The following is a 22938-nucleotide window of genomic DNA, read 5'->3' as shown; positions in this document are numbered from 1 at the left end:
GATGAGCCGCACAAGGGCCCGTGTCCCCGCTCCCGACCAGGCTTGTGCCGAGGCGGTCGAGCTGGCACGCGCCGCGGCCGAGGAGCTTGCGCGGCCGGGCGAGCCCGGGGAGCACCTCGGCTTCGAGAGCGAGGGTGACCGCATCGTCACCCACTACTTCGCCTGCCTCGACCGCGCCTACCGCGGCTGGCGCTGGGCCGTCACCGTCACGCGCGCCTCGCGGGCGAAGAAGGTGACGGTCAGCGAGGCGGTGCTGCTGCCGGGCCCGGGCGCGCTGCTCGCGCCCGAGTGGCTGCCGTGGAGCGAGCGGCTGCGCCCCGGCGACCTGGGCGTGGGCGACCTGCTGCCCGCCGCGGAGGACGACGACCGGCTGGCGCCGGGTTTCACCGAGGTCGACGAGGACGCCGACCATCAGGCGCTTTTCGAGTACGGCCTGGGCCGGGCACGTGTGCTCTCGGCCATCGGCAGGGACCGGGCTGCCAGGCGCTGGCACTCCGGCGAGCACGGGCCGCATACACCGATCGCACACGCCGCTCCCGCGCAGTGCTCCACCTGCGGCTTCTACTGGCTGCTCGCGGGTGGGCTGCGGCAGATGTTCGGGGTGTGCACCAATGAGTACACCCCCGACGACGGCAAGGTGGTCTCCGCCGACCACGGGTGCGGCGCCCATTCCGAGGCCGCCGTGCTGCCGCCGCCGATGGAGGCGGCCATCCCGATCCTCGACGACCTCGGCTTCGACCTGATGGAGGAGGAGCCGGGGCCCGTCGACGTGTTCGACGAGGAGCCGGGCTCCGCCGAGGAGCCGGGATCCGTCGACGAGTCGGGGTCGGAGGAGCTCGGTCATTCCTGATCGAGGTGTCAGGCTGGGGGCAGGGCGGTAAGCGGGTTTCCTGTCGCCGGTGGCCGCTAACCTACCCTGGCCCACCCTCAACCTCATCAGGATCGTGATCGATGACCGACACCTTTGGCTGTGACCGGATGCGGGCCGCAGTCCTCGCCGCGTGGACCGCCTCGCCCGCCAGGTTCCGCGAGGACGCCAACGCCGAGGAGGACTTCGCGCTCGGCGGCTACCGCGACCGGCTGATCGTCGAGCTCGCGCAGAACGCCGCCGACGCGGCCCTGCGGGCGGGCGTGCCAGGGGTGCTGCGGCTGACGTTGCGGGGCGACGTGCTCACCGCGGCCAACACCGGCGCGCCGCTCGACGCGACCGGCGTGCAGAGCCTCTCCACGCTGCGGGCCTCCGGCAAGCGCGACGAGGCCGGCGCGGCCGGGCGCTTCGGCGTCGGGTTCGCGGCGGTGGTCTCGGTGACCGACGCGCCGTCCATCGGCTCGCGCGGCTCCGGGGCGGTGCGGTGGTCCCGCACCGACACCGCGGCACTGGTCGCCGACGTCCCGGCGCTGGCCGGCGAGCTGGCCGACCGGTCGGGGCACGTGCCGCTGCTGCGGCTGCCGTTCGACGAGCCGCCCCTGGTCGACATCCCTGAGGGCTTCGACACCCTCGTACGCCTGCCGCTGCGCGACGCCGCCACGGTCGAGGCGGTGCGCCGCATGCTGGCCGAGACCGGCCCGGCCCTGCCGCTCGGCCTGCCCGCGCTGGAGCTCATCGAGATCGACGTCGACGGCGAGAAGCGCAGGGTCGTCGCCGACGGCTGGCACGTGGTCTCCGACTCGGGGGAGTTCACGCCCGAGCAGGTGGCCGCGCTGTTCGCGGACCGGCCCACCGAGGAGCGGGCCCGCCCCTACTGGTCGCTGCGCTGGGCGGTGCCCGTCACCGGCACCGGCGAGCCCGGGCCGCTGCCCGCGGGCGTGCCGCCCGTGGTGCACGCCCCGACGCCCAGCGACGAGCCGCTCGACCTGCCCGCGCTGCTGATCGCCTCGTTCCCCATGGCCACCGACCGGCGGCACGTCGCCAAGGGGCCGCTGGCCGACTTCCTCGTCGAGCGGGCCGCCGACGCCTACGTCCGGCTGCTGCGCGAGCTGCCCCGCACGTCGAAGCTGCTCGACCTGGTGCCCGCCTTCATGGGCAAGGGCGAGCTGGACGCCCGGGTCCGGCGGGCCGTGCTCGACCGGCTGCCCGGCACGCCCCTGCTGCCCGCGCTGTCCGCGCCCGCGCCGGCCGTGCAGACGCCGTCGTTCGCCGACGCCGAGGTCTACGAGCCCGACGCCGCCTGGCAGGTGGAGCAGCCCGCGCCCGAGCCGGAGGCGGGCGGCTGGGTGGTGAGCGGCAGGGAGGCCGCCGTGCTCGCCGCCGGGTCGGCCGAGCTGCTGGCCACGGTCGCCGCCTTCGTACCCGGCCTGCTGCCGGCCGGCTGGCCGCCGCGCCATCCGGCGATGACCGCGCTCGGCGTGCGCCGGGTCGAGCTGGCCGACGTGGTCGACCTGCTGTCGGGCGAGGCCGTGGAGGGGCGCGAGCCGTCCTGGTGGCGCTCGCTGTACGAGGTGCTGCCCGCCGACGACCCCGAGTCGCTGGGCGCGCTGCCGGTGCCGCTCGCCGACGGGCGCGTGGTGCGCGGGCCGCGCGGCACGCTCATCCTGACCGACGGCGGGGCCGAGCTCGACCTGACGCCGCTCGGGCTGCGCATCGTCCACCCGGAGGCGGCCCATCCCGCGCTGCTGCGGCTGGGCGCGGCCGAGGCCACGCCGCGCACGGTCCTGGAGGACCCGCTGACCAAGGCCGCCGTGGCGCAGTCGCTCGACAGCCCCGACCCCGAGCCGGTGGCGCGGGCCGTGCTCTCCCTCGTCCAGGCCGCAGGGCTGGCGCCGGGCGAGGCGCCCTGGCTGGCCGAGCTGGCCCTGCCGGGCGCCGACGGCGAGCTCTACCCGGCCGGCGAGCTCATGCTGGCCGACGGCGCGCTGGCCGGGGTGCTGGAGCCCGGCGGCCACCTGGGGATCGCCTCGGCCGCGCTGGAGGAGGCCTACGGGCCCCGCGTGCTGGCCGCGGCGGGTGTGCTCGACGGGTTCGCCGTCGTCCACGACGAGGACGTCCTGCTCGACCCCGACGAGTGCGACCACGACCTCGACGGCGAGGTCGACTGGCTCGACCACGTGCTCGACCTGCTGCCCGACCTCGACGTGCCCCCGCTGATCCCCGAGTTCACGGCGGTGCGCGACCTGGAGCTGGTGGCCGACTGGGCGGCCGCGCTGGCGCTGCTGGCCCGGCCGCCGCTGCGGGCCGCGCTCCACCCGCTGCGGATCGCCGGCGTCGAGGTGCCGTCCTACACCGCGTGGTGGCTGGCCCGCCATCCGGTGCTCGACGGGCGCAAGCCGCTGGAGCTGCGCCTTCCCGGCGCCGATCCGCTGCTGCAGGGCCTCTACGCCGACGCTCCCGCCGGGCTCGACGAGGGGGCGCTGGCGATGATCGGCGTCCGCACCACGCTGGCCGAGCTGCTGGCCTCGCACGGCGGTCCCGAGGAGCTGCTCGACCTCATGGCCGACGAGGCCGTCGAGGTCGACCGGGCCCAGCTGCGCGCGCTGTGGGTGGCGCTGGCGGGCGTCGAGCCCGAGCGGGTGGCGCCGCCGTCGCGGGTGCGGGCGGTGCTGCGCGGGTCGATCGTGGTGGCGGCGGCCGAGGACGCCGTGGTCGTGGAGGCGCCCGACCTGCTGCAGCTCGTCGCCGACCGGCCGCTGGTGCTGGCCCCCTACGACCTGGCCGAGGCGCTGTCGGAGCTGCTCGACCTGCCGCTGGCGGGCGAGCTGACGGCCGGGGAGGTGACCTCGGCGGGCGAGGTGCGCGAGGTGCCGGCCGAGGTGCGCTCGCTGCTGCCGGCGGCGCCCGGCACGTACGTGGAGCACGAGAAGCTGCTGGTGGACGGCGTGGAGTGCGCGTGGCGCTACTTCGAGGGCGCCGTGCACTGCACCGGGATCGACGGGCTGGCCCGTGGGCTGGCCTGGGCCACGGGCCAGTGGGGCGACCGGCTCGCGGTGGCCGCGCTGCTGCGCGACCCCGACGCGGTGCCGCTGCTGCTCGCCGAGGCCGACCTGTCGTAGCCGAGAGTCCCGGGCCGCGAGCCGGAGGGCGCGCGCCCGGGGCCCATGGGTCCCGGGCCGCCACGGCGGTCCGGGGCGTCAGCTGTCGCGGGGGCGGCGGACCATCCACATGCCGAGGAAGCCGAACGCCACTCCCGTGACGCAGGTCCAGATCCACCACTCGTTCTCGGGGGCGGGACGGAAGATCAACAGGACGACCAGGGCGACGGCCCAGACGGCCGTGCCGACGCCGACGGCGGCGACGTCGTTGGTCTTGATCGGCTCAGGGTCGGGGTGCCACTGCTTCACGTGGTTCAGCCTAGCTTCCAATAGTGTCTCGATATCATTACTGACACTTTCCGCAGGTCATCCCATACTGTCACCCTTCGCGTCGTGAGCGACACAAAGAACACTGAACCTCGATCCGCACTGGACCGCTTCTTCGCCATCACCGAGCGAGGATCGACCGTCTCCCGGGAGGTCCGGGGCGGTCTGGCCACCTTCTTCACGATGGCGTACATCGTCGTGCTGAACCCGTTGATCATTGCGTACGGCAAGGACATCGAAGGCCAGTACATCGGCGACGGCACCGAGCCCAACGTCGCGCTGGTGGCCGCCGGCACCGCGTTCGTGGCCGGCGTGATGACGATCCTCATGGGCGTCATCGGCAAGGTGCCCTTCGCGATGGCGGCCGGGCTCGGCCTCAACGCTTTCGTGACCTTCAACATCGCGACGATGATGAGCTGGGAAGAGGCCATGGGCCTGGTCTTCCTGGAAGGCGTCATCATCGCGATCCTGGTGCTGACAGGGCTGCGCACGGCGGTCTTCCACGCCATTCCGGCCCAGCTCAAGACCGCGATCAGCGTGGGCATCGGCCTGTTCATCGCGCTGATCGGCTTCGTGGACGCCGGCTTCGTGCGCAAGGCCCAGGGCACGCCCCTGGAACTGGGCATCGCGGGCAACCTCACCTCGTGGCCCATCTTCGTCTTCATCGTGGGCCTGCTCGCCACCGCCGCCATGGTGGCGCGCAAGGTGAAGGGCGCCATCCTCATCGGCATCGTCGGCACCACGATCCTGGCCATCGTCGTCGAGGTGTTCGCCAAGGCCGGCAAGTCCTCGGCCGAGAACCCCGGCGGCTGGCAGCTCAACCGGCCCACCGTCCCCGAGCAGATCTTCGGGTTCCACAACCCGCTGGCGCTGTTCACGGAGTTCGACCCGATCGGCGGCTTCCAGCGGGTGACGATCCTGCTGGCCGTGCTGTTCGTCTTCACCCTGCTCATCACCGACTTCTTCGACACCATGGGCACGGTCGTGGGCGTCGGCCGGCAGGCGGGGCTGGTCGGCGAGGACGGCATGCTGCCGCGTACCAAGCAGATCCTGCTCGTGGACTCGATCGGCGCGGCGGCGGGCGGCGCGGGCTCGGTCTCCTCCAACACGACCTACATCGAGTCGGCCGCCGGCGTCGGCGAGGGCGCCCGCACCGGCCTGGCCAGCGTGGTGACCGGTGCGCTGTTCCTGGTGGCCATCTTCTTCGCGCCGCTCGTGACCGTGGTGCCGTACGAGGCCGCCGCGCCCGCGCTCGTCGTCGTCGGCTTCCTCATGATGACCGCGATCCGCGACATCGACTGGAACGACTACGAGATGGCCATCCCGGCGTTCCTCACCATCGTCATCATGCCGTTCACCTACTCGGTCTCCAACGGCATCGGCGCCGGCTTCATCAGCTACGTGCTGATCAAGGTGGTGCGCGGCAAGGCGCGCGAGGTGCACCCGCTGCTGTGGGGCACCGCGGTGCTGTTCGTGCTCTACTTCGCGATCGGTCCGATCCGGGCGCTGCTCGGGGTCTGACCTCGGTTCACGCAAGGCCGAAGCCGCTCCGCACGTGCGGGGCGGCTTCGGGGTATCAAGGGGTGAGACGACCGAGGAGTTGGGGAAATATCATGCCCTGCCGTATAGTTAGCAAAGGTAATGACTCATGCTAACCAACACCCCGCACAGGACGGGTCTGCGCGGCGACGCGGGTCTGGCTTCGGCCTTGCGCGTCTCGCTGGCCAGGCTGAACCGGCGCCTGAGACGACAGGCGGCGGCACACTCGCTGACGCCCACCCAGTTCGCGACGCTCGCCGCGGTGGAACGGCACTCCGGGATAACCCCCGGCGAGCTGGCCGAGCTGGAGAAGGTGCAACCGCCCTCGATGACGCGCGTGATCGCCGGTCTCGAGGAGCGCGGCCTGGTCGCCCGCACCCCGCATCCGACCGACCGGCGCCAGGTGACCGTGACCGTGACCGAGGCCGCCCAGAAGCTGCTGAAGGAAGAACGCCGCCGCAAGGACGCGTGGCTGACACAGCGGCTGAAGGAGCTCTCCCCGGAGGAGAGGTCCATCCTCAGGCAGGCCGCGCCGATTCTGGAGAAGCTCAGCAGGATATAGAGCCCGAACAACCCAGGACCGGGATGTTCCGGTCGCTCAGGATTCGCAACTACCGCATGTTCGCGGCCGGGGGCGCCGTCTCCAACGTCGGCACCTGGCTGCAGCGCACCGCCCAGGACTGGCTGGTGCTCGACCTGACCAACGGCAGCGCGGCGGCGCTCGGCACGGCGACCGCGCTGCAGTTCCTGCCGATGCTGCTGTTCGGCATGTTCGGCGGCGTGCTCGCCGACCGCTACCCGAAGCGCCCGATCCTCGTCGCGGCCCAGAGCCTCATGGCCATGCTGGCCCTCACCATCGGCGTGCTGACGATGACCGGCAGCGCCCAGGTGTGGCACGTGTACGTGATGGCGTTCCTGCTCGGCCTGATCTCCTGCGTGGAGGTGCCGACCCGGCAGGCGTTCGTGGTCGAGATGGTCGGCCGCCGCGACCTGCCCAACGCGATCGCGCTCAACAGCTCCATCTTCAACCTGGCCCGCGTGGTCGGCCCGGCGCTGGCCGGCGTGCTGATCTACGTGCTCGGCGGCACCGGCCCCATCTTCCTGGTCAACGCGCTGACGTTCGGCGCGGTGATCTCCTCGCTGGTGTTCATGCGCGCCTCCGAGCTCAACCCGGCCGAGCCGGTGCCGAGGGCGAAGGGGCAGCTCCGCGAGGGCCTGCGGTACGTCGTGCGGCGCGAGGAGCTGCTGCTGCCCGTGCTGCTCATCGGGTTCGTGTCGATGTTCTCGCAGTCGTTCTCGATGTCGATCGCGCTGATGGCGCGCGAGGTGTTCAAGGCGGGCGCGTCGTCGTTCGGCCTCGCCTCCAGCATGTTCGCGGTGGGCGCGCTGGGCGGCGCGCTGCTCGCGGCGCGGCGGGCCAAGCTGACGAACAAGGTGCTGTTCGCCGGGGCGCTCGGGTTCGGGGCGTTCCAGATCCTCACCGGGCTGGCCCCGTTCTACCCGGTCTACCTGCTGCTGCTGGTGCCGACCGGGGTCGCGCTGATCACCGTCAACACGGCGGCCAACGCCAGCGTGCAGCTCGCCACGTCGGCCGCGATGCGCGGCCGGGTCATGGGCATCTACATGCTGGTCTTCACCGGCGGGGCCCCGCTCGGCGCGCCGCTGGTCGGCTGGCTGTCGGAGCTCGGCGGACCGCGCATGGGCGTGATGCTGTCCGGCGTGCTGGTGCTGGTCGGCACCGGGCTCGCGGTCGTGGTGACGCGGCTGATCAGCCGCCGGGTCTCCAAGCCCTCCTTCGCGATGGCCTGACCCTCCGGCCCGCCGGGCACAATGGGATGGCATGAGGCTCTTCGCGGCCCTGGTGCCGCCCGACGAGGTGCTGGACGAGGTCGAACGCGCGATCGCGCCGCACGTCGGGCAGGTGCCGGGGCTGCGCTGGCCCGACCGGGCCACGTGGCACATCACGCTGGGCTTCTTCGGCGAGGTGCCGGAGCGGGCGCTGCCGGAGCTGGAGACCCGCCTGGCCCGCGCCGTGCACCGGCACCATGCGCTCGACCTGGCCTTCGCCGGCTTCGGCGCCTTCTCCTCCGTGCGCAGGGCCCGCGTCTTCTGGATCGGCGTCACCGGCGACTCGATGACGAGGCTCGCCGACTCCGTACGCGCCGGCGCCCGCCGGGCGGGAGCCGCGCAGACCGACGCCAAACCCCTCCACCCGCACCTCACGCTGGCCCGCGCGAAGACCGAGACGGACCTCCGCCCGCTGGTGGAGTCGCTGTCGGGCTTCAGCGGCTCGCCCTGGCGGGCGGAGGCGGTGCGGCTGGTGCGCAGCAGCGGCGGACCGCAGGTGAGGTACGAGTCACTCGCCGAATGGGCGCTCGCACCCGCCGAGCGGGACTAGGCTCCAGGGCGTGGATCGTCCTCGTTCCTGGCTGCTGCCCCTGGTGCTCGGCCTGCTCCTGCTGATCGTGGTGCTCGGCGCGCTGTTCACCTGAGCCCTTTACCAGGCGTAGTCCTCCGGCGCGGTTTTGTGACCGGGGAAGATCTCGTCCAGGCGGGCCAGCACGGCGTCGTCCAGCTCGATCTCCAGCGTGCGCATGCTGCCTTCGAGCTGCTCCAGCGTGCGCGGGCCGATGATCGGCGCGGTGACCGCCCGCTGCCTGAGCAGCCAGGCCAGGCCCACGTGCGCCGGGTCCTCGCCCAGCTCGTCGCAGAGCTTCTCGTACGCCTCGATCTTGTCGCGGTGCTTCTCCAGCTGCTTGACGATCTGCTCGCTCGCCGAGCGGCCCTTGTCGATCTTGCGGAGCACGCCGCCCAGCAGGCCGCCGGCCAGCGGGCTCCACGGGATCACGCCGAGCCCGTAGTCCTCGCAGGCGGGCAGCACCTCCAGCTCGACCGCGCGGGTGAGCAGGTTGTAGTGGGACTGCTCGCTGACCAGGCCGAGGAAGTTGCGCCGGGCGGCGGTCTCCTGGGCCTTCGCGATGTGCCAGCCGGCGAAGTTCGAGGAGCCGACGTAGAGGATCTTGCCCTGCCGGCGCAGGACCTCCATCGCCTCCCAGAACTCCTCGAACGGGGTGTTCCTGTCGATGTGGTGCGCCTGGTAGATGTCGATGTAGTCGGTCTGCATGCGCTTCAGCGAGGCGTCGCAGGCCCGGCGGATGTTGAGCGCCGACAGCTTGCTGTCGTTGGGCCACTCGCTCATCCCGCCGTAGAGCTTGGTCGCGATGACGGTCTTCTCGCGCCGCCCGCCGCCCTGCGCGAACCATCGGCCGATGATGTTCTCCGTGATGCCCTCGCCCAGCTTCCAGCCGTAGACGTTGGCGGTGTCGAAGAAGTTGATGCCCAGCTCCAGGGCGCGATCCATGATCGCGAAGGAGTCTTCCTCCGAAGTCTGCGGGCCGAAGTTCATGGTGCCGAGGCAGAGGGGGCTGACCTGAAGGCCACTGCGTCCGAGGTTGACATAGTCCATGGGTTCAACCCTAAAGACCTGGAGCGCACTCCAGGCCAGACGCTTTCCGGCGCGCCGGTGGGGCATGATGGCGGCGTGGGGGACGTCATGATCCGGATGCTCGCGGCCGTGTTCGCGGCCTACTGCCTGGCCGCCGTGCCCGCCCATGCGGCGGCGGCCGACGACGACGAGGGGGCGGAGAAACTCTTCACCTTCAAGGACCCGCGGATCACCGAGTCGAGCGGGCTCGCCGTCTCTCCCACCCACCCCGGCGTCTACTACACCCACAACGACAGCGCCGCCGCGCCGACGTTCTACGCCGTGGACGGCCAGGGGCGCACGAAGGCGACCTACCGGCTGCGCGGCGCGGAGGCGCGCGACTGGGAGGCGATGGCCGCGAGCAAGGACCCGCGCACCGGGCGCGGCGTGCTCTGGTTCGCCGACATCGGCGACAACCTCGACGGCGCCTGGCCCGACGTGTCGATCTACAAGGTGATGGAGCCGCAGCGGCTCGGCGACGCCACGCTGCCCGCCGTCCGCTACCGGTTCCGCTACGCCGACGGCGCGCGCAACGCCGAGGGCATCATGGTCAACCCGAGGACCGGGCGGCTCTACGTGGTGTCCAAGGAGTTCGCCGGCTCGGTCTACGCCGCGCCGAAGACGCTGCGCACCGACCGGACGAACGTGTTGCGCAAGGTGGGCTCCGCGCCGATCATGGCGACCGACGCCGCGTACGCGCCCGATGGGTCCTCTTACGTCGTACGCACCTACTTCTCCGCCACCCTCTACAAGCCCTCCGGCGAGACGATCGCCAGGGTGGCGATGCCGCAGCTGGAGCAGGCGGAGTCGATCGCGTTCACGGCGGACGGCACGGCCCTGCTCACCGGCAGCGAGGGGGTGAGGAGCCCGCTCTACCGGGTGCCGCTGCCCGCCCGCGCGGTCGCCGCCGCCTCGCCGAGCGCCACCCCCACGCCCACGCCCAGCCCGGCGAAGGCCGAGAGCAGCCTGGACGCGCAGGCGGACGGCCCGGCGGACGGCGGGCTGTCGCTGAAGGACGTGCTCATCTGGCTCGCGGCGGCGGCGACGGCCATCGGCGTGATCACCTTCATCGCCCGCCGCACCGCCTGACCGGGCGTCACCGGCCGCCGCCGCGCATGGTCGCGGTGAACATGTCGCCGCGCAGCGCCCGCTCCACCACCTCGATCGAGCGCGACAGCCGCACCAGGCGCGGGCCCTCCTGCCGGTAGACGTCGAGCACCGCCTCGACGGCGTGCGGCGGCAGGTGTGCCTTGAGGTCGACGGCGGCGGCGCGGTAGCCCGCGCGGGCGGCCTCGACGGCGGAGCTCACGTGGTGCCTGGCCATGCTGGCGAGGGCCACGGGGTGGCGGCGCAGCACCTCGTAGGCGCGGTAGTCGGGCGGGACCGCGTCGAGCAGCCAGGCCACGGCCGAGGTCTCCCAGTCGGGGACGCTGGGCGGGCGCACCTCGGCGGGCCACTCCGGCGGGACGTACATACGTGCATCGTACTCATGTTCGATTCGTCCTGATATGGCGGGGACGGGCGGTAAGCCGGGAAAATCGGTCATGTGACGGAGAGAATCGGGATCGTGGGCGCAGGGATTGTCGGGCTGGCGGTGGCGCGCGAGCTGGCCGCCGCCCGGGGCGCCGAGGTGACGGTGCTGGAGAAGGAGGACGGCGTCGCCGCCCACCAGACCGGGCACAACAGCGGCGTCGTCCACGCGGGCATCTACTACCCGCCCGGCTCGCTCAAGGCCCGGCTGTGCCGGGAGGGCGTGGCGCTGCTCAAGGACTACTGCGCGCGGCACGGGCTGCCGTACGAGGAGGTGGGCAAGCTCGTCGTGGCGAGCACCCACGCCGAGCGGGCGGGCCTCGCCGCGCTGGCGGAGCGGGCGCGCGCGAACGGCGTCCCCGGCATCGCCGAGCTGGACGCCCTGGGGCTGCGCGAGGTCGAGGCGCACGCGGTGGGCGTCGGCGCGGTGCACTCCCCGCACACCGCCATCTGCGACTTCCCCGCCGTCGCCCGCCGCCTCGCAAGGGACGTGGAGGAGCTGGGCGGGTCCGTACGTCTCGCGCACCCCGTACGGGCCATCCGTGAGCGCGCGGGCGGCGTGCAGGTGCTGGCCGCCCGCCGGATCTTCACCTTCGACCGCCTGGTGGTCTGCGGCGGGCTCGGCACGGACGCCGTGGCCGCGATGGCCGGGCGGCCGGGGGAGGTGCGGATCGTCCCGTTCCGTGGTGAGTACTACGCGCTCCATAGTGCGGCGAAGGAGCTCGTGCGCGGGCTGATCTATCCGGTGCCCGATCCGCGCTATCCGTTCCTGGGGGTGCACCTGACCCGTACGATCGGCGGCGAGGTGCTGGTGGGGCCGAACGCGGTGCTGGCGCTGGCGTACGAGGGCTACAACTGGCGCAAGTTCGGAAATATCCGGCAAATTCTGGGCTGGCCCGGCACCCTCCGCCTCGCCCGGCAGCACTGGCGCACCGGGATCAAGGAAGTGCACGGCAGCCTCGTCAAGGGAGCCTTCGTCCGGGCCGCCCGCCGCTACGTCCCCGAGCTGACCGCCGCCGACCTGGTCCGCGCGCCCGGAGGCGTCCGCGCCCAGGCCGTCGCCAGGGACGGGCGGCTGGTGGACGACTTCGTCGTGGACGTGCACGACAACGTGGTCCTGGTGCGCAACGCCCCGTCGCCCGCGGCCACGTCCAGCCTGGCGATCGCCAAGCATGTAGCCGGAATTGTCCCAGCACTCGTCCGATAAGGGCATCCTTGTCATGATGGAATCACGCCTGCTGATCGTCGAGGACGACCCCAACATCCTCGAACTCCTCGCCGCGAGCCTCAGGTTCGCGGGATTCGACGTGACCACGGCGAAGAGCGGCGTCGACGCCGTCGCCGCCGTGCAACGCCACCGCCCCGATCTCGTCGTGCTCGACGTCATGCTGCCCGACCTGGACGGTTTCGAGATCGTCAGGCGGCTGCGCGGCGGCGGGGTGCACACGCCGGTGGTGTTCCTGACCGCCCGTGACGAGACCGAGGACAAGATCCGCGGCCTCACCATCGGCGGCGACGACTACGTGACCAAGCCGTTCAGCCTGGAGGAGGTCATCGCGCGCATCCACGCGGTGCTCCGCCGTACCAGCGGCGACCAGCCGGCCGCGCCGCCGCGGCTGACGTTCGCCGACATCGAGCTGGACGAGGAGAGCCACGAGGTGTGGCGCGGAGGCGCCGCCGTGCCGCTGTCGCCGACCGAGTTCAAGCTGCTGCGCTACTTCATGACGAACGCCGGCCGCGTCCTGTCCAAGCCGCAGATCCTCGACCACGTCTGGGACTACGACTTCCGCGGCGAGGTGGGCATCGTCGAGTCGTACGTGTCCGTGCTCCGCCGCAAGATCGACAACCGGAGCCCCCGCCTCATCCACACCCTGCGGGGCGTCGGATACGTGCTGCGCCTGCCGCCGAGCTCCTGATGGCCCGGCTGCCGCTGCGGATCAAGCTGATGGCGTCCATGCTGGCGCTGCTCGGATTCGGCATGGTCTTCATCGGCCTGGTCAGCGTGTCGGTGCTGCACGGCTACCTCCTCGACCGCGTGGACGGGCAGCTCACCCTGCTCAGCGAACGCATGCACAAGAAGGTCGTCAACGACCGGCGCAACGACAGGGAGACCCCCGACCGGCCGATCCTCATCGAGTCCGACGCGATCGTCCTGGTCAAGGAGCCCGGCGGCGACTTCGTGCCGATGCTGAACGACCGCGACGTGGACGCCAAGCCCAAGCCCTTCCTCGCCGGCGCGCCCGGCCAGGACGCCTACACCACCCGCGCGACCAGCGGCGACGGCGAATGGCGGGTGCTGGAGCGCCAGGTGCAGCGCACCACGCTGGTCGTCGCCGTGGACCTGGAGGAGGTCGACGCGATCACCAAGCGGCTCCTGCTCATCGAGCTGCTGGGCGGCGGCGGCAGCCTGCTCATCCTCGCCGTCGTCGGCGTCACCATCGTCCGGCGCAGCATGCGCCCGCTCGCCCAGATCGAGCGCACCGCCGAGGCCATCGCCGGCGGCGAGCTGGGCCGCCGGGTCCCCGACGCCGACCCCCGCACCGAGGTGGGCAGCCTGGCGAGGTCGCTCAACGGCATGCTCGCCCAGATCGAGGCCGCGTTCGCCGCCCGCTCGGCCTCCGAGGAGGCGGCCCGGCGCTCCGAGGACCGCATGCGCCAGTTCGTCGGCGACGCCTCCCACGAGCTGCGCACCCCGCTCACCTCCATCCGCGGCTTCGCCGAGTACGCCCGCCAGAACCCCGGCGCCGACCCCGTCGAGCTCATGCAGCGCGTGGAGAAGGCGGCCGGCCGGATGAGCCTGCTGGTGGACGACCTGCTCCTGCTGGCCAGGGTGGACCAGCAGCGGCCGCTGAAGATGCGCCCGGTGGACATGCTGGCCCTGGCCGCCGACGCCGTGCAGGACGCCCGGATCATCGCGCCCGACCGTACGATCAAGCTCGACGTCGTCGGCGGCGCCGCCCTGATCGTCTCCGGCGACGAGGTACGCCTGCGCCAGGTGGTCAGCAACCTCGTCACCAACGCGATCGTCCACACCGAGCCGGCCTCGCCGATCGTCGTCCGGGTCGGCGCCGGCGGCGGCCGGGTCTTCCTGGAGGTCGCCGACCAGGGCCCCGGACTCACCCCCGAGCAGGTCGAGCACGTCTTCGAGCGCTTCTACCGGGCCGACACCGCCCGCGCCCGCCGCCGCTCCACCGAGGAACGAGGCACCGGGCTCGGCCTCGCCATCGTCCAGGCGCTCGTACGGGCCCACGGCGGCGAGGTCACCGTGACCAGCACCGTCGAGGACGGCTCCACGTTCCGGGTCGAACTCCCACTAGCTTTGGAGTGACCGTTCAGCTAACCCTCAGGTCGTTTTGTCACGCTGAGTAGGTGACGAAACCCGAGGCGCTGATCATGGTGGTGGACGACGAACCCAGCATCAGGGACCTGCTCTCCGCCAGCCTGCGCTTCTCCGGGTTCGAGGTCCTGACCGCCGCCGACGGTCAGGAGGCCGTCGAGGTCGCCGAACGCGCCTCGCCCGACCTCGTCGTGCTCGACGTGATGCTCCCCGACCTCGACGGCCTGGAGGTCGCCAAGCGGATCGACGCGCCCGTGCTCTTCCTCACCGCCCGCGACGCCACCGAGGACAAGATCGCGGGCCTGCGGGTGGGCGACGACTACGTGACCAAGCCGTTCAGCCTGGAGGAGGTGCAGGCCCGCATCCGGGCCGTGCTGCGCCGCACCCGCGCCGAGGGCGTGGCCGCCACCCGGCTCAAGGTCGCCGACCTGGAGCTGGACGAGGACTCCCGCGAGGTCTGGCGCGGCGGCCGTCAGGTGCGCCTGTCGCCGACGGAGTTCAAGCTGCTGCACTACTTCATGGTCAACGCCGGGCGGGTGCTGTCGAAGGCGCAGATCCTCGACCACGTCTGGAACTACGACTTCGGCGGCGACGCCGGGGTGGTCGAGTCGTACGTATCCTACCTGCGGCGCAAGGTGGACGACGTCGAGCCGCGGCTCATCCACACCCTGCGCAGCGTCGGCTACGTGCTCCGCGAGCCGCCGTCCGCCCCCTGACGGTTCGCCAGGACCGGTCGCGGGCTGTGCGGAGGGGGCGTACGCCCACCTTGCCTTGCGCCGCTGAACCGGCCCCCTCGTGGGTAGCGTGAGGCGTATGGATCTGCTGGGCGCGTTGGAGGCCTTGCGCCGGCCGTTGGACCGCGAGCTGTTCCCGCTGGCGATCGGCGAGGCGGCGGCGGACCGGCGCGCGCTGCGTGAGCTGACCGGGCAGCTCGACGACTACCTGCTGCCACGGCTGCGGGCGATCGACGCGCCGCTGCTGGCCGTCGTCGGCGGCTCGACCGGGGCGGGCAAGTCCACGCTGGTCAACTCGCTGGTCGGCGCGGACGTGGCCGAGCCGGGCGTGCTGCGGCCCACCACGCTGACCCCCACGCTCGTGGTGAACCCCGCCGACCGGCCCTGGTTCATGGGCCAGAACGTGCTCCCGGGGCTGTCCCGCGCCACCGGCGAGGGCCCTGGCGCGCTGCGCGTGGTGACGTCCGACGCGGTCGGGGCCGGGCTGGCGCTGCTCGACGCGCCCGACATCGACTCGGTCGTCACCGCCAACCGGGAGCTGGCCGCGCAGCTGCTCGCCGCCGCCGATCTGTGGCTGTTCGTCACGACCGCCGCCCGGTACGCCGACGAGGTGCCGTGGGGCTTCCTGCGTTCGGCCCGCGAGCGGAGCACGGCGCTGGCGGTGGTGCTCGACCGCGTGTCGCGGGAGGCCGTCGAGCCGGTCGTCCGCGACCTCAACCGGCTGCTCGCCGAGAACGGGCTCGACGGCACCCGCCTGTTCACCGTCCCCGAGGCGGCCCTGCCGGACGAGAAGGCGCGCCTGCCCGAGGAGTACGTACGCCCCATCGCCGCCTGGCTCGACGGGCTGGCCGAGGACGCCGCCGAGCGCGCCCGCGTCGTGCGCCAGACGCTCTCCGGCGCCCTGGACAGCCTGGAGACCCGGGTGCCCGCCCTGGCCACGGCGGTCGCCCGGCAGCAGGCGGGCTTCGACGGGCTGCGCGCGATCGTCTCGAACGCCTACGCGGGCGGCCTCGCCGACTTCGACGGCGGCATGCGGGACGGCTCGCTGCTGCGCGGCGAGGTGCTGGCCCGCTGGCAGGACTTCATCGGCACCGGCGACCTCATGCGCACGCTGGAGAGCCGGGTCGGCTGGCTGCGCGACCGCATCGTGGGCTTCTTCACCGGGCGGATGCCGGAGACGCAGCTCAAGGAGGCCCTGGAGAGCGGCGTCGAGTCGCTGATCAGGAGCTCCGCCGACGGGTCCGCCGAGCGGGCGCTGGAGGGCTGGTCCGCGGCGCCCGGCGGCGCGGGGCTGCTCGACCGGCTCGGGGCCGTCGAGGCGGCCCGGCTCGGACGGGCCTCGCCCGACCTCGGCAGGCGGGCGGAGGCGGCGGTGCGCGGCTGGCAGGAGTTCGTGCTCGACCTCGTACGCGACGAGGGCGCCGAGCGGCGCACCGCGGCCCGGGTGGCCTCGTTCGGGGTGAACGGGGCGGGGCTGCTGCTCATGCTGGGCGTGTTCGCCTCCACGGGCGGGCTGACCGGCATCGAGGTCGGGATCGCGGGCGGCACGAGCGTGCTGTCGCAGAAGGTGCTGGAGGCCGTCTTCGGCGACCAGGCCGTCCGTACGCTGACCGTCACGGCCCGCGAGGACCTGCGCGAACGGGTCAGCGTCCTGCTGCGGGAGGAGGCGGCCCGCTTCGACGCCCTCCTGGAGTCCGCCGAGCCGCCGAAGGGCACGGCCGAGCAGCTCGACCGCGCGCTCGCCGAGATCCGCGCCCAGCGGGCGTTGCGCGCCGACCTCCCGGCTCCGGCCGCGCCGCCTGCCGTGGAGGCCGCCGCGCGACCGGCCGTGGAGGCCGCGCCGCCCCCGGGGGCGCTGCCGTCCGCCGTCACCATGGAGCTGCCGGTCCAGCCCGGCGCCGAGGAGGAGGGCCGGTGAAGCTGCTGCGGCGCAAGGAGGGGCCGTCCCTCGACACGCGGGTGAGCGCGCTGCTGGAGGCGGCCACGCTCGGCGAGGGCCGGCTGCCGGAGGAGGCGGTGGCCGCCGCGCGGGCCGTCGCCGAACGGGCGGGAGCGCGTACCGGCCTGTCCCTCGACCACACCGTGGCCGCGCTGGCCGGGGCGACCGGCAGCGGCAAGTCGTCCCTGTACAACGCGCTGGCGGGGGAGGAGCTGGCGGCGGTCGGCGTCACCCGGCCCACGACCTCGACCGCGCAGGCGGCGCTCTGGGACGGCGAGGGGGCGGGCCCGCTGCTCGACTGGCTGGACGTCCCGCACCGCCACTCGGCCGCGGACGCGGACGGGTCGGGGCTCGTCCTGCTGGACCTGCCCGACCACGACTCCATCAGGCTCTCGCACCGGCTGGAGGTGGACCGCCTGGTCGAGCTGGTGGACCTGCTGGTGTGGGTGGTGGATCCGCAGAAGTACGCCGACGCGGCGCTGCACGAGCGCTACCTGCGTCCGCTGGCCGGGCACCGGGACGTGATGCTGGTGGTGCTCAACCAGGTCGACCGGCTGCCGCCGCAGGCCGTCGAACGCTGCGTCGGCGACCTGCGGCGGCTGCTGGAGGGCGACGGGCTGGCGGACGTCCCTGTGCTGGCCGTCTCGGCGCGTACCGGTGAGGGCATGGCCGTGCTGCGGAGCGTGCTCGGCGAGCGGGTCGCGGCCCGCCGGTCGTGGGCGGCCCGCCTGGGCGCCGACGTCGCCGCGGCGGCCGCGCACCTGGGCGTCGCCGAGGGCGAGGGCAAGGGGCTGGACAAAGGGGTGGACAAGGGGCTCAGGGCGGCGCTCGCGCGGGCGGCCGGGGTGCCGCTGGTGGTGGCGGCCGTGGCCAAGGGGCACCGGCACCGGGCGGTGGTCGCGACCGGGTGGCCGGTCACCCGCTGGCTGCGGCGCTTCCGCCCCGATCCGCTGCGCCGGCTCCGCCTGGGGATGACGGCGTCCCCGGACGCGCGCCCCCAGCTCCCCACGCCGGAGGAGACGGAGGGGATCGTCGGGCGGACGTCCGTGCCGGGCGCGTCCGCCGTGCAGCGGGCGCAGGTCGAGATCGCGCTCAGGGACGTCGGCGCGTCCGCCGCCGCCGGCCTGCCCGCCCCCTGGGCGGCGGCGGTGCGGCACGCGGCGCGCTCCCACGCCGCCGAGCTGACCGACGCGGTGGACCGGGCGATCGCCATGACCTCGCTGGATGCGACCCGCCGCCCCCGCTGGTGGAGCGCGGTGAACGCGCTGCAGTGGCTGGTGTTCGCGGCCATGCTGGCGGGCGGGCTCTGGCTGGGGGTGCTGTTCGGGATGGACTACCTGCGCCTGCCGCAGCCGCCGCTCCCCACCGCGGGGCCGGTCCCGTGGCCGACGGTGCTGCTGGCGGGCGGGGCGCTGGCGGGGGTGCTGGTGGCGCTGGTGTCCCGGCTGCTGGCCTGGCTGGGTGGTCGCCGCCGCGCCCGCCGTACGGGGAAGGCGTTGCGGACGGCCATCGCGGAGGTGAGCGATCGGCTCGTGCTGGAGCCCGTACGGGAGGAGCTGGACCGGCACGCCCGCTTCACCGAGGCGCTCCGCCTGGCCCGCGCCGACGTGTGAGTCAGGACGGGTCGGGCGGGGTGCCGCCGATCGAGGACGCCACCTCCCGCAACGCCGCCAGCACCGGCCGGACGACCGGATGCGAGTCGGCCCCCCGGCGCACGGCCGCGAAGACGCGGCGCTCGGCCGGCCCCGGCGTACGGCGTACGACGACGCCGGCGGGCGCCATGTCCCGCAGCGCCAGCCGGGGCACGAGCGCCACCCCCGCCCCCGCCCCGACCAGCGCCACCACGGCGCGGAAGTCGTCGGAGCAGTGGGCGACGTTGGGCGTGAAGCCCGCCTGCTGGCAGGCGAACGTGATCACGTCGTGCACCGGGTTGCCGGGATAGGGCCCGATCCACCGTTCGCCGGCCAGCGACACCAGCGTGGCCGAGTCCGCGAGCGGATGGCCGCGGGGCAGCACCAGGTCGAACGGCTCGGCGTACAGCGGCAGCCGGGACAGCCGCCGGTCGGCGGCGTCGGGCGCCCCGCGGTACTCGACCGCGACCGCGAGGTCGGCCTCGGAGTCCAGCAGCATGGCGAGCCCCTGGTCGCCCTCGGCGTCGAGCACCCGCACCTGGATGCCGGGCGCGCTCGCGCGCAGCGCCGCGATCGCGGGGGAGAGCACGGCGCTGATCGCCGTGGCGAAGCAGGCCACGGTGACCTCGCCGGCCTCTCCCGCGGTGTACGCGGCCACGTCCGCGCGGGCCCGTTCGAGCTGGGCCAGCACCTCGTTGGCGTGCCCGAGCATGATCCGGCCGACCGCGGTGAGGCGCACGCCGCGCCCGTCGCGGGTGAACAGCCGGTGCCCCACCTCGTGCTCCAGCGCCACGAGCTGCTGCGACACGGCCGACGGCGTGAGGTGCAGCGCGGCCGCGGCGGCGGTGACCGTGCCGTGGTCGGCCACGGCACGGAGCGTGCGCAGCCGCCGCGTGTCTATCACGCAGGTGAGGATACTCAGCTGCGTGCGCGTACGAATCAGCCGCGCGCCCGCACGAAGGCGGCCACCGCCCGGTCGACGTCCTCCTCGCGGTGCGCGGCCGAGAGCTGCACCCGGATCCGCGCCTGCCCGTGCGGCACCACCGGGTACGAGAACCCGACGACGTAGATCCCGAGGTCGAGCAGGCGCTCGGCCATCGCGCCCGCCTCGGCCGCGTCGCCGATCATGACGGGCACGATCGGGTGGTCGCCGGGCAGGATGTCGAAGCCGGCCTCGGTCATCGCGGCGCGGAAGCGGGCGGTGTTGGCGCGCAGCCGTTCGCGGGCCTCGCTGGTGGTCTCCAGCAGGTCGAGGATGCGCAGCGACGCGGCGGCGATGACGGGCGCGAGGGAGTTGGAGAACAGGTAGGGGCGCGAGCGCTGGCGCAGCAGCTCGCAGATCTCCGCGCGGGCCGCGACGTAGCCGCCGCTGGCCCCGCCGAGCGCCTTGCCGAGCGTGCCGGTGATGATGTCCACGCGGTCGGTGACGCCGTGCAGCTCCGGCGTGCCGCGGCCGGTGGGGCCGACGAAGCCGACGGCGTGCGAGTCGTCCACCATGACCATGGCGTCGTAGCGGTCGGCGAGGTCGCAGATCTCGCGCAGCGGGGCGACGTAGCCGTCCATGGAGAAGACGCCGTCGGTGACGATGAGCCGCCGCCGGGCCTCCGACGCCTCCTTCAGCCGGGCCTCCAGCTCGGCCATGTCGCGGTTGGCGTAGCGCAGGCGCTGGGCCTTCGACAGGCGGATGCCGTCGATGATGCTGGCGTGGTTGAGCGCGTCGGAGATGACCGCGTCCTGGGCGTCGAGGAGGGTCTCGAAGACGCCGCCGTTGGCGTCGAAGCACGAGCTGTAGAGGACGGAGTCCTCCATGCCGAGGAAGTCCGACAGCCGGGACTCCAGCTCCTTGTGCACCTCCTGGGTGCCGCAGATGAAGCGTACGGAGGCCATGCCGAACCCCCACCGGTCCAGCGCCTCCTTGGCCGCCGCGACCACCTCGGGGTGGTCGGCGAGGCCCAGGTAGTTGTTGGCGCAGAAGTTGAGCACCTCGCGCCCGGCCACGCCGACCTGGGCGCTCTGCGGGGTGGTGATCACCCGCTCGGGCTTGAGCAGCCCGGCCTCGGCGATCTCGTCGAGGGTCGCCCGCAGCTGCCCGCGCACGTTGGTGAACATCAAGCGCTCCAATCCAGAATGACCTTGCCGGTGCGGCCTCCGGCGGCCGTGTCGAAGGCCGCCTCGAAGTCGCGGTAGCCGAACCTGTGGGTGATGACGGGGGAGAGGTCGAGCCCCTTCTCCAGCAGGACCGACATGTTGTACCAGGTCTCGAACATCTCCCTGCCGTAGATCCCCTTGATGGTGATCATGGAGGTGACGACCGTGGCCCAGTCGATCGCGAACTCCTCGGCGGGCAGCCCGAGCATGGCGATCTTGCCGCCGTGCGTCATGTGCGCGATCATCTCGCGCATCGCCGCCGGGTTGCCGGACATCTCCAGCCCCACGTCGAAGCCCTCGCGCATGTGGAGCCTGCTCATGCCCTCCTCCATGGAGGAGCGGGAGACGTTGAGCGCGAGCGAGACGCCGAGCTTGCCGGCGAGTTCGAGCCGCTCGTCGCTGACGTCGGTGATCATCACGTTGCGCGCGCCCACGTGGGTGGCGACGGCCGCCGCCATCAGGCCGATCGGGCCGGCGCCGGTGATCAGGACGTCCTCGCCGACCAGGGGGAAGGACAGCGCGGTGTGCACGGCGTTGCCGAACGGGTCGAAGATGGCCGCGATGTCCGGGTCGACCGGGGTGCGGTGCACCCACACGTTGGTGGCGGGGAGGGTGACGTACTCGGCGAACGCGCCGTCCCTGTTGACCCCGAGGCCGATGGTGTTGCGGCACAGGTGGCGGCGGCCGGCCATGCAGTTGCGGCACTTGCCGCAGACCAGGTGACCCTCGCCGCTGACCAGGTCGCCGACGGCGACGTCCTCGACGCCGGGCGCCACCTCGACCACGTGGCCGCTGAACTCGTGCCCGGCGACGAGGGGCAGCTTCAGCGTGTGCCTGGCCCAGTCGTCGTACTTGCGGATGTGCAGGTCGGTGCCGCAGATGCCGGTGCGCAGCACCCGGATCTTCACCTCGCCGGGCCCCACCTCCGGCTCCGGGACGTCCACCAGCCACAGACCGGGCTCGGCCTTCTCCTTGACCAGCGCTTTCATGGCCCTCTCTCCCCCTAGGTCGAACCTAACGCACTGTGCCCGGTCCACTCGTGAGGTGTCCATCGAGGACTTCTTAAGTGCCCCCACAGCTCAGCTTCACGCGGTCCTGCGAGCAGGCACAATTACGCAATAGGCTTGAAGATGACTCGATGTGGAGGTCACGTGCGACAGCAGAGCGGCGACGCCTCCCTCCTGCGCAGGCTCAACTCGGCGGCGATCCTGCGCGTGCTGCGCGAGGTGGACGTCGCCACGCTGTCCGAGCTGGCCAGGGCCGCCGGGGTGTCGCGGCCGACGGCCGAGGTCATCGTGGACGACCTGATCGCCGAGGGCTGGGCCGAGGAGTGGACCGAGGACCAGGGCGACCGGCAGCGCGGGCGGCCGGCCCGGCGGTTCAGGTTCCGGTCGGCGGCCGGGCACGTGCTCGGCGTCGGCATCGGCGGCTCCAGCCTGCGGGCCATGGTGGCCGACCTCGCGGGCACGGTGGTGGCCTCCCGCTGCGTGCCGAGCCACCGGCACCTGACCGCGGCCGAGCGGCTGGACGCGGTGGCCGCGCTGGCCGTGGAGACCGCCGGACGCGCGGGCCTCACGCTGGAGGGACTGGCCGCCGCCGGTGTGGGCACCACCGGCACCGTGGACGCCGCGGGCCGGGTGGTCAAGAGCGTCGCGCTGGACGACTGGACGGGGCTCGACCTGCGCGGCGAGCTGGCCCGCCGGCTGCCCGTCCCGGTGCTGGTGGACAACGACATGCGCCTCGCGGTGCTGGCCGAGCACTGGCGCGGCGCGGCGCGGGGCCGCTCCGACGTGGTCTACCTGTTCACCGGCGACCGCATCGGCATGGGCCTGCTGGTCGGCGGCCGGCCGCACCGGGGCGCGCACGCGGCCGGGGGCGAGATCGGCTCCCAGCCCAACGACAACTGGACGGCGTTCCGTCACGTCATCGACTACGCGATGGCGGCCGAGCCGGGGGAGCTGCGCTCGATGCGGCAGAGCGCCGACTTCGCGATCGGCCGGGCCCGCGCGGGCGAGGAGAAGGCCGCGCTGGCCGTGCGCGAGCTGGCCCGCGGCCTCGCGGCGGGCCTGGTCACCGTGGTCAACCCGCTCGACCCCGAGATGGTGGTCATCGGCGGCGCGCTGGCCTCGGCCGGCGACCTGCTGGTGGAGCCGGTACGCGAGGTCTTCGAGCGGCATTGCCTCTATCCGCCCGAGGTCGTGGCCTCGGACCTGGGCGACGACTGCATCGCGGTCGGCGCGGTCCGCCTGGCTCTCGACCACGCCGACGAGCACCTTTTTAAGTAGCTCGGTTGCGTTTAGTGC

The 22938-nt window shown here is 73.1% G+C and carries 20 protein-coding genes; 14 read left to right on the top strand and 6 right to left on the bottom strand.

What is annotated here, in order from left to right; translation table 11 throughout:
* Position 1: 1 nt before the first annotated feature.
* Together Nocox_RS39080 and Nocox_RS39075 are read left to right on the top strand one after the other, a co-directional pair.
* On the top strand, positions 2–850 hold the full coding sequence (locus tag Nocox_RS39080) for a DUF3027 domain-containing protein (protein ID WP_020543655.1): 849 nt from the start codon (positions 2–4) through the stop codon (positions 848–850).
* Between the two features lie 101 nt (positions 851–951).
* Positions 952–3987, top strand: a complete 3036-nt coding sequence (locus Nocox_RS39075; protein ID WP_020543654.1) for a sacsin N-terminal ATP-binding-like domain-containing protein — start codon at positions 952–954, stop codon at positions 3985–3987.
* A 78-nt stretch (positions 3988–4065) separates the two neighbouring features.
* Here the strand turns inward: Nocox_RS39075 and Nocox_RS39070 are convergent, their stop codons facing one another.
* Positions 4066–4275 (bottom strand): DUF2530 domain-containing protein, encoded by a 210-nt coding sequence (locus Nocox_RS39070; RefSeq protein WP_020543653.1) that lies wholly within the window; start codon positions 4273–4275, stop codon positions 4066–4068.
* Positions 4276–4359: 84 nt separating this feature from the next.
* Here Nocox_RS39070 and Nocox_RS39065 point away from each other — a divergent pair, with 84 nt between their 5' ends.
* The 4 genes from Nocox_RS39065 to thpR all read left to right on the top strand — a co-directional run bounded on the left by Nocox_RS39065 (position 4360) and on the right by thpR (position 8230).
* Positions 4360–5814: an NCS2 family permease gene (locus Nocox_RS39065; RefSeq protein WP_026214417.1), complete on the top strand. Its 1455-nt coding sequence runs from the start codon at positions 4360–4362 to the stop codon at positions 5812–5814.
* 127 nt (positions 5815–5941) lie between these two features.
* Entirely contained in the window at positions 5942–6394 is a 453-nt protein-coding gene (locus tag Nocox_RS39060) for a MarR family winged helix-turn-helix transcriptional regulator (protein ID WP_033409256.1), read from the top strand.
* A 23-nt stretch (positions 6395–6417) separates the two neighbouring features.
* Entirely contained in the window at positions 6418–7641 is a 1224-nt protein-coding gene (locus Nocox_RS39055; RefSeq protein WP_020543650.1) for an MFS transporter, read from the top strand.
* 31 nt (positions 7642–7672) lie between these two features.
* The gene (gene thpR / locus Nocox_RS39050) at positions 7673–8230 is read left to right on the top strand and encodes an RNA 2',3'-cyclic phosphodiesterase (protein WP_020543649.1); all 558 of its coding nucleotides are present in this window, start codon (positions 7673–7675) and stop codon (positions 8228–8230) included.
* A 99-nt stretch (positions 8231–8329) separates the two neighbouring features.
* Here the strand turns inward: thpR and Nocox_RS39045 are convergent, their stop codons facing one another.
* Positions 8330–9298, bottom strand: a complete 969-nt coding sequence (locus Nocox_RS39045) for an aldo/keto reductase (RefSeq protein WP_020543648.1) — start codon at positions 9296–9298, stop codon at positions 8330–8332.
* Between the two features lie 75 nt (positions 9299–9373).
* On the opposite strand from Nocox_RS39045, the gene Nocox_RS39040 reads away from it, so the two are divergent.
* The gene (locus Nocox_RS39040; RefSeq protein WP_020543647.1) at positions 9374–10405 is read left to right on the top strand and encodes a hypothetical protein; all 1032 of its coding nucleotides are present in this window, start codon (positions 9374–9376) and stop codon (positions 10403–10405) included.
* Positions 10406–10412: 7 nt separating this feature from the next.
* On the opposite strand, the gene Nocox_RS39035 is transcribed toward Nocox_RS39040, so the two are convergent.
* Positions 10413–10790, bottom strand: a complete 378-nt coding sequence (locus Nocox_RS39035) for a hypothetical protein (protein ID WP_020543646.1) — start codon at positions 10788–10790, stop codon at positions 10413–10415.
* A 93-nt stretch (positions 10791–10883) separates the two neighbouring features.
* Between Nocox_RS39035 and lhgO the strand changes: the two genes are divergently transcribed.
* From lhgO to Nocox_RS43845, 6 genes are all read left to right on the top strand, one after another.
* A complete protein-coding gene (lhgO, locus tag Nocox_RS39030; RefSeq protein WP_026214415.1) occupies positions 10884–12053 on the top strand; it encodes an L-2-hydroxyglutarate oxidase in 1170 nt (389 codons plus the stop codon).
* 13 nt (positions 12054–12066) lie between these two features.
* Positions 12067–12762, top strand: coding sequence for a response regulator transcription factor (locus Nocox_RS39025; RefSeq protein ID WP_020543644.1), 696 nt, complete (start codon positions 12067–12069; stop codon positions 12760–12762).
* The gene (locus Nocox_RS39020) at positions 12762–14174 is read left to right on the top strand and encodes a sensor histidine kinase (RefSeq protein WP_020543643.1); all 1413 of its coding nucleotides are present in this window, start codon (positions 12762–12764) and stop codon (positions 14172–14174) included. Before Nocox_RS39025 ends, Nocox_RS39020 begins: the two co-directional genes overlap by 1 nt.
* Before the next feature lie 65 nt (positions 14175–14239).
* On the top strand, positions 14240–14899 hold the full coding sequence (locus tag Nocox_RS39015) for a response regulator transcription factor (protein WP_033409281.1): 660 nt from the start codon (positions 14240–14242) through the stop codon (positions 14897–14899).
* A gap of 97 nt (positions 14900–14996) precedes the next feature.
* On the top strand, positions 14997–16835 hold the full coding sequence (locus tag Nocox_RS39010) for a GTPase family protein (protein ID WP_020543641.1): 1839 nt from the start codon (positions 14997–14999) through the stop codon (positions 16833–16835).
* On the top strand, positions 16832–18469 hold the full coding sequence (locus tag Nocox_RS43845; protein WP_020543640.1) for a YfjP family GTPase: 1638 nt from the start codon (positions 16832–16834) through the stop codon (positions 18467–18469). Before Nocox_RS39010 ends, Nocox_RS43845 begins: the two co-directional genes overlap by 4 nt.
* Position 18470: 1 nt before the next feature.
* Here Nocox_RS43845 and Nocox_RS39000 read toward each other — a convergent pair whose 3' ends face one another.
* Genes Nocox_RS39000 through tdh form a run of 3 tightly spaced genes read right to left on the bottom strand, consistent with a single transcriptional unit; the run spans position 18471 to position 21624 of the window.
* Positions 18471–19391, bottom strand: a complete 921-nt coding sequence (locus Nocox_RS39000; RefSeq protein WP_026214414.1) for a LysR family transcriptional regulator — start codon at positions 19389–19391, stop codon at positions 18471–18473.
* A 35-nt stretch (positions 19392–19426) separates the two neighbouring features.
* Positions 19427–20596 (bottom strand): glycine C-acetyltransferase, encoded by a 1170-nt coding sequence (locus tag Nocox_RS38995; RefSeq protein ID WP_020543638.1) that lies wholly within the window; start codon positions 20594–20596, stop codon positions 19427–19429.
* Entirely contained in the window at positions 20596–21624 is a 1029-nt protein-coding gene (gene tdh / locus Nocox_RS38990) for an L-threonine 3-dehydrogenase (protein ID WP_020543637.1), read from the bottom strand. The genes Nocox_RS38995 and tdh overlap by 1 nt, the downstream gene beginning before the upstream one ends.
* 162 nt (positions 21625–21786) lie before the next feature.
* On the opposite strand from tdh, the gene Nocox_RS38985 reads away from it, so the two are divergent.
* On the top strand, positions 21787–22920 hold the full coding sequence (locus tag Nocox_RS38985) for an ROK family transcriptional regulator (protein WP_020543636.1): 1134 nt from the start codon (positions 21787–21789) through the stop codon (positions 22918–22920).
* Positions 22921–22938 lie beyond the last annotated feature (18 nt).

Source organism: Nonomuraea coxensis DSM 45129, assembly GCF_019397265.1.
In the GTDB taxonomy this organism is placed as follows: domain Bacteria; phylum Actinomycetota; class Actinomycetes; order Streptosporangiales; family Streptosporangiaceae; genus Nonomuraea; species Nonomuraea coxensis.
Note: the sequence above shows the minus strand (reverse complement) of the source record. Positions and strands in the feature narration are given on the sequence as shown.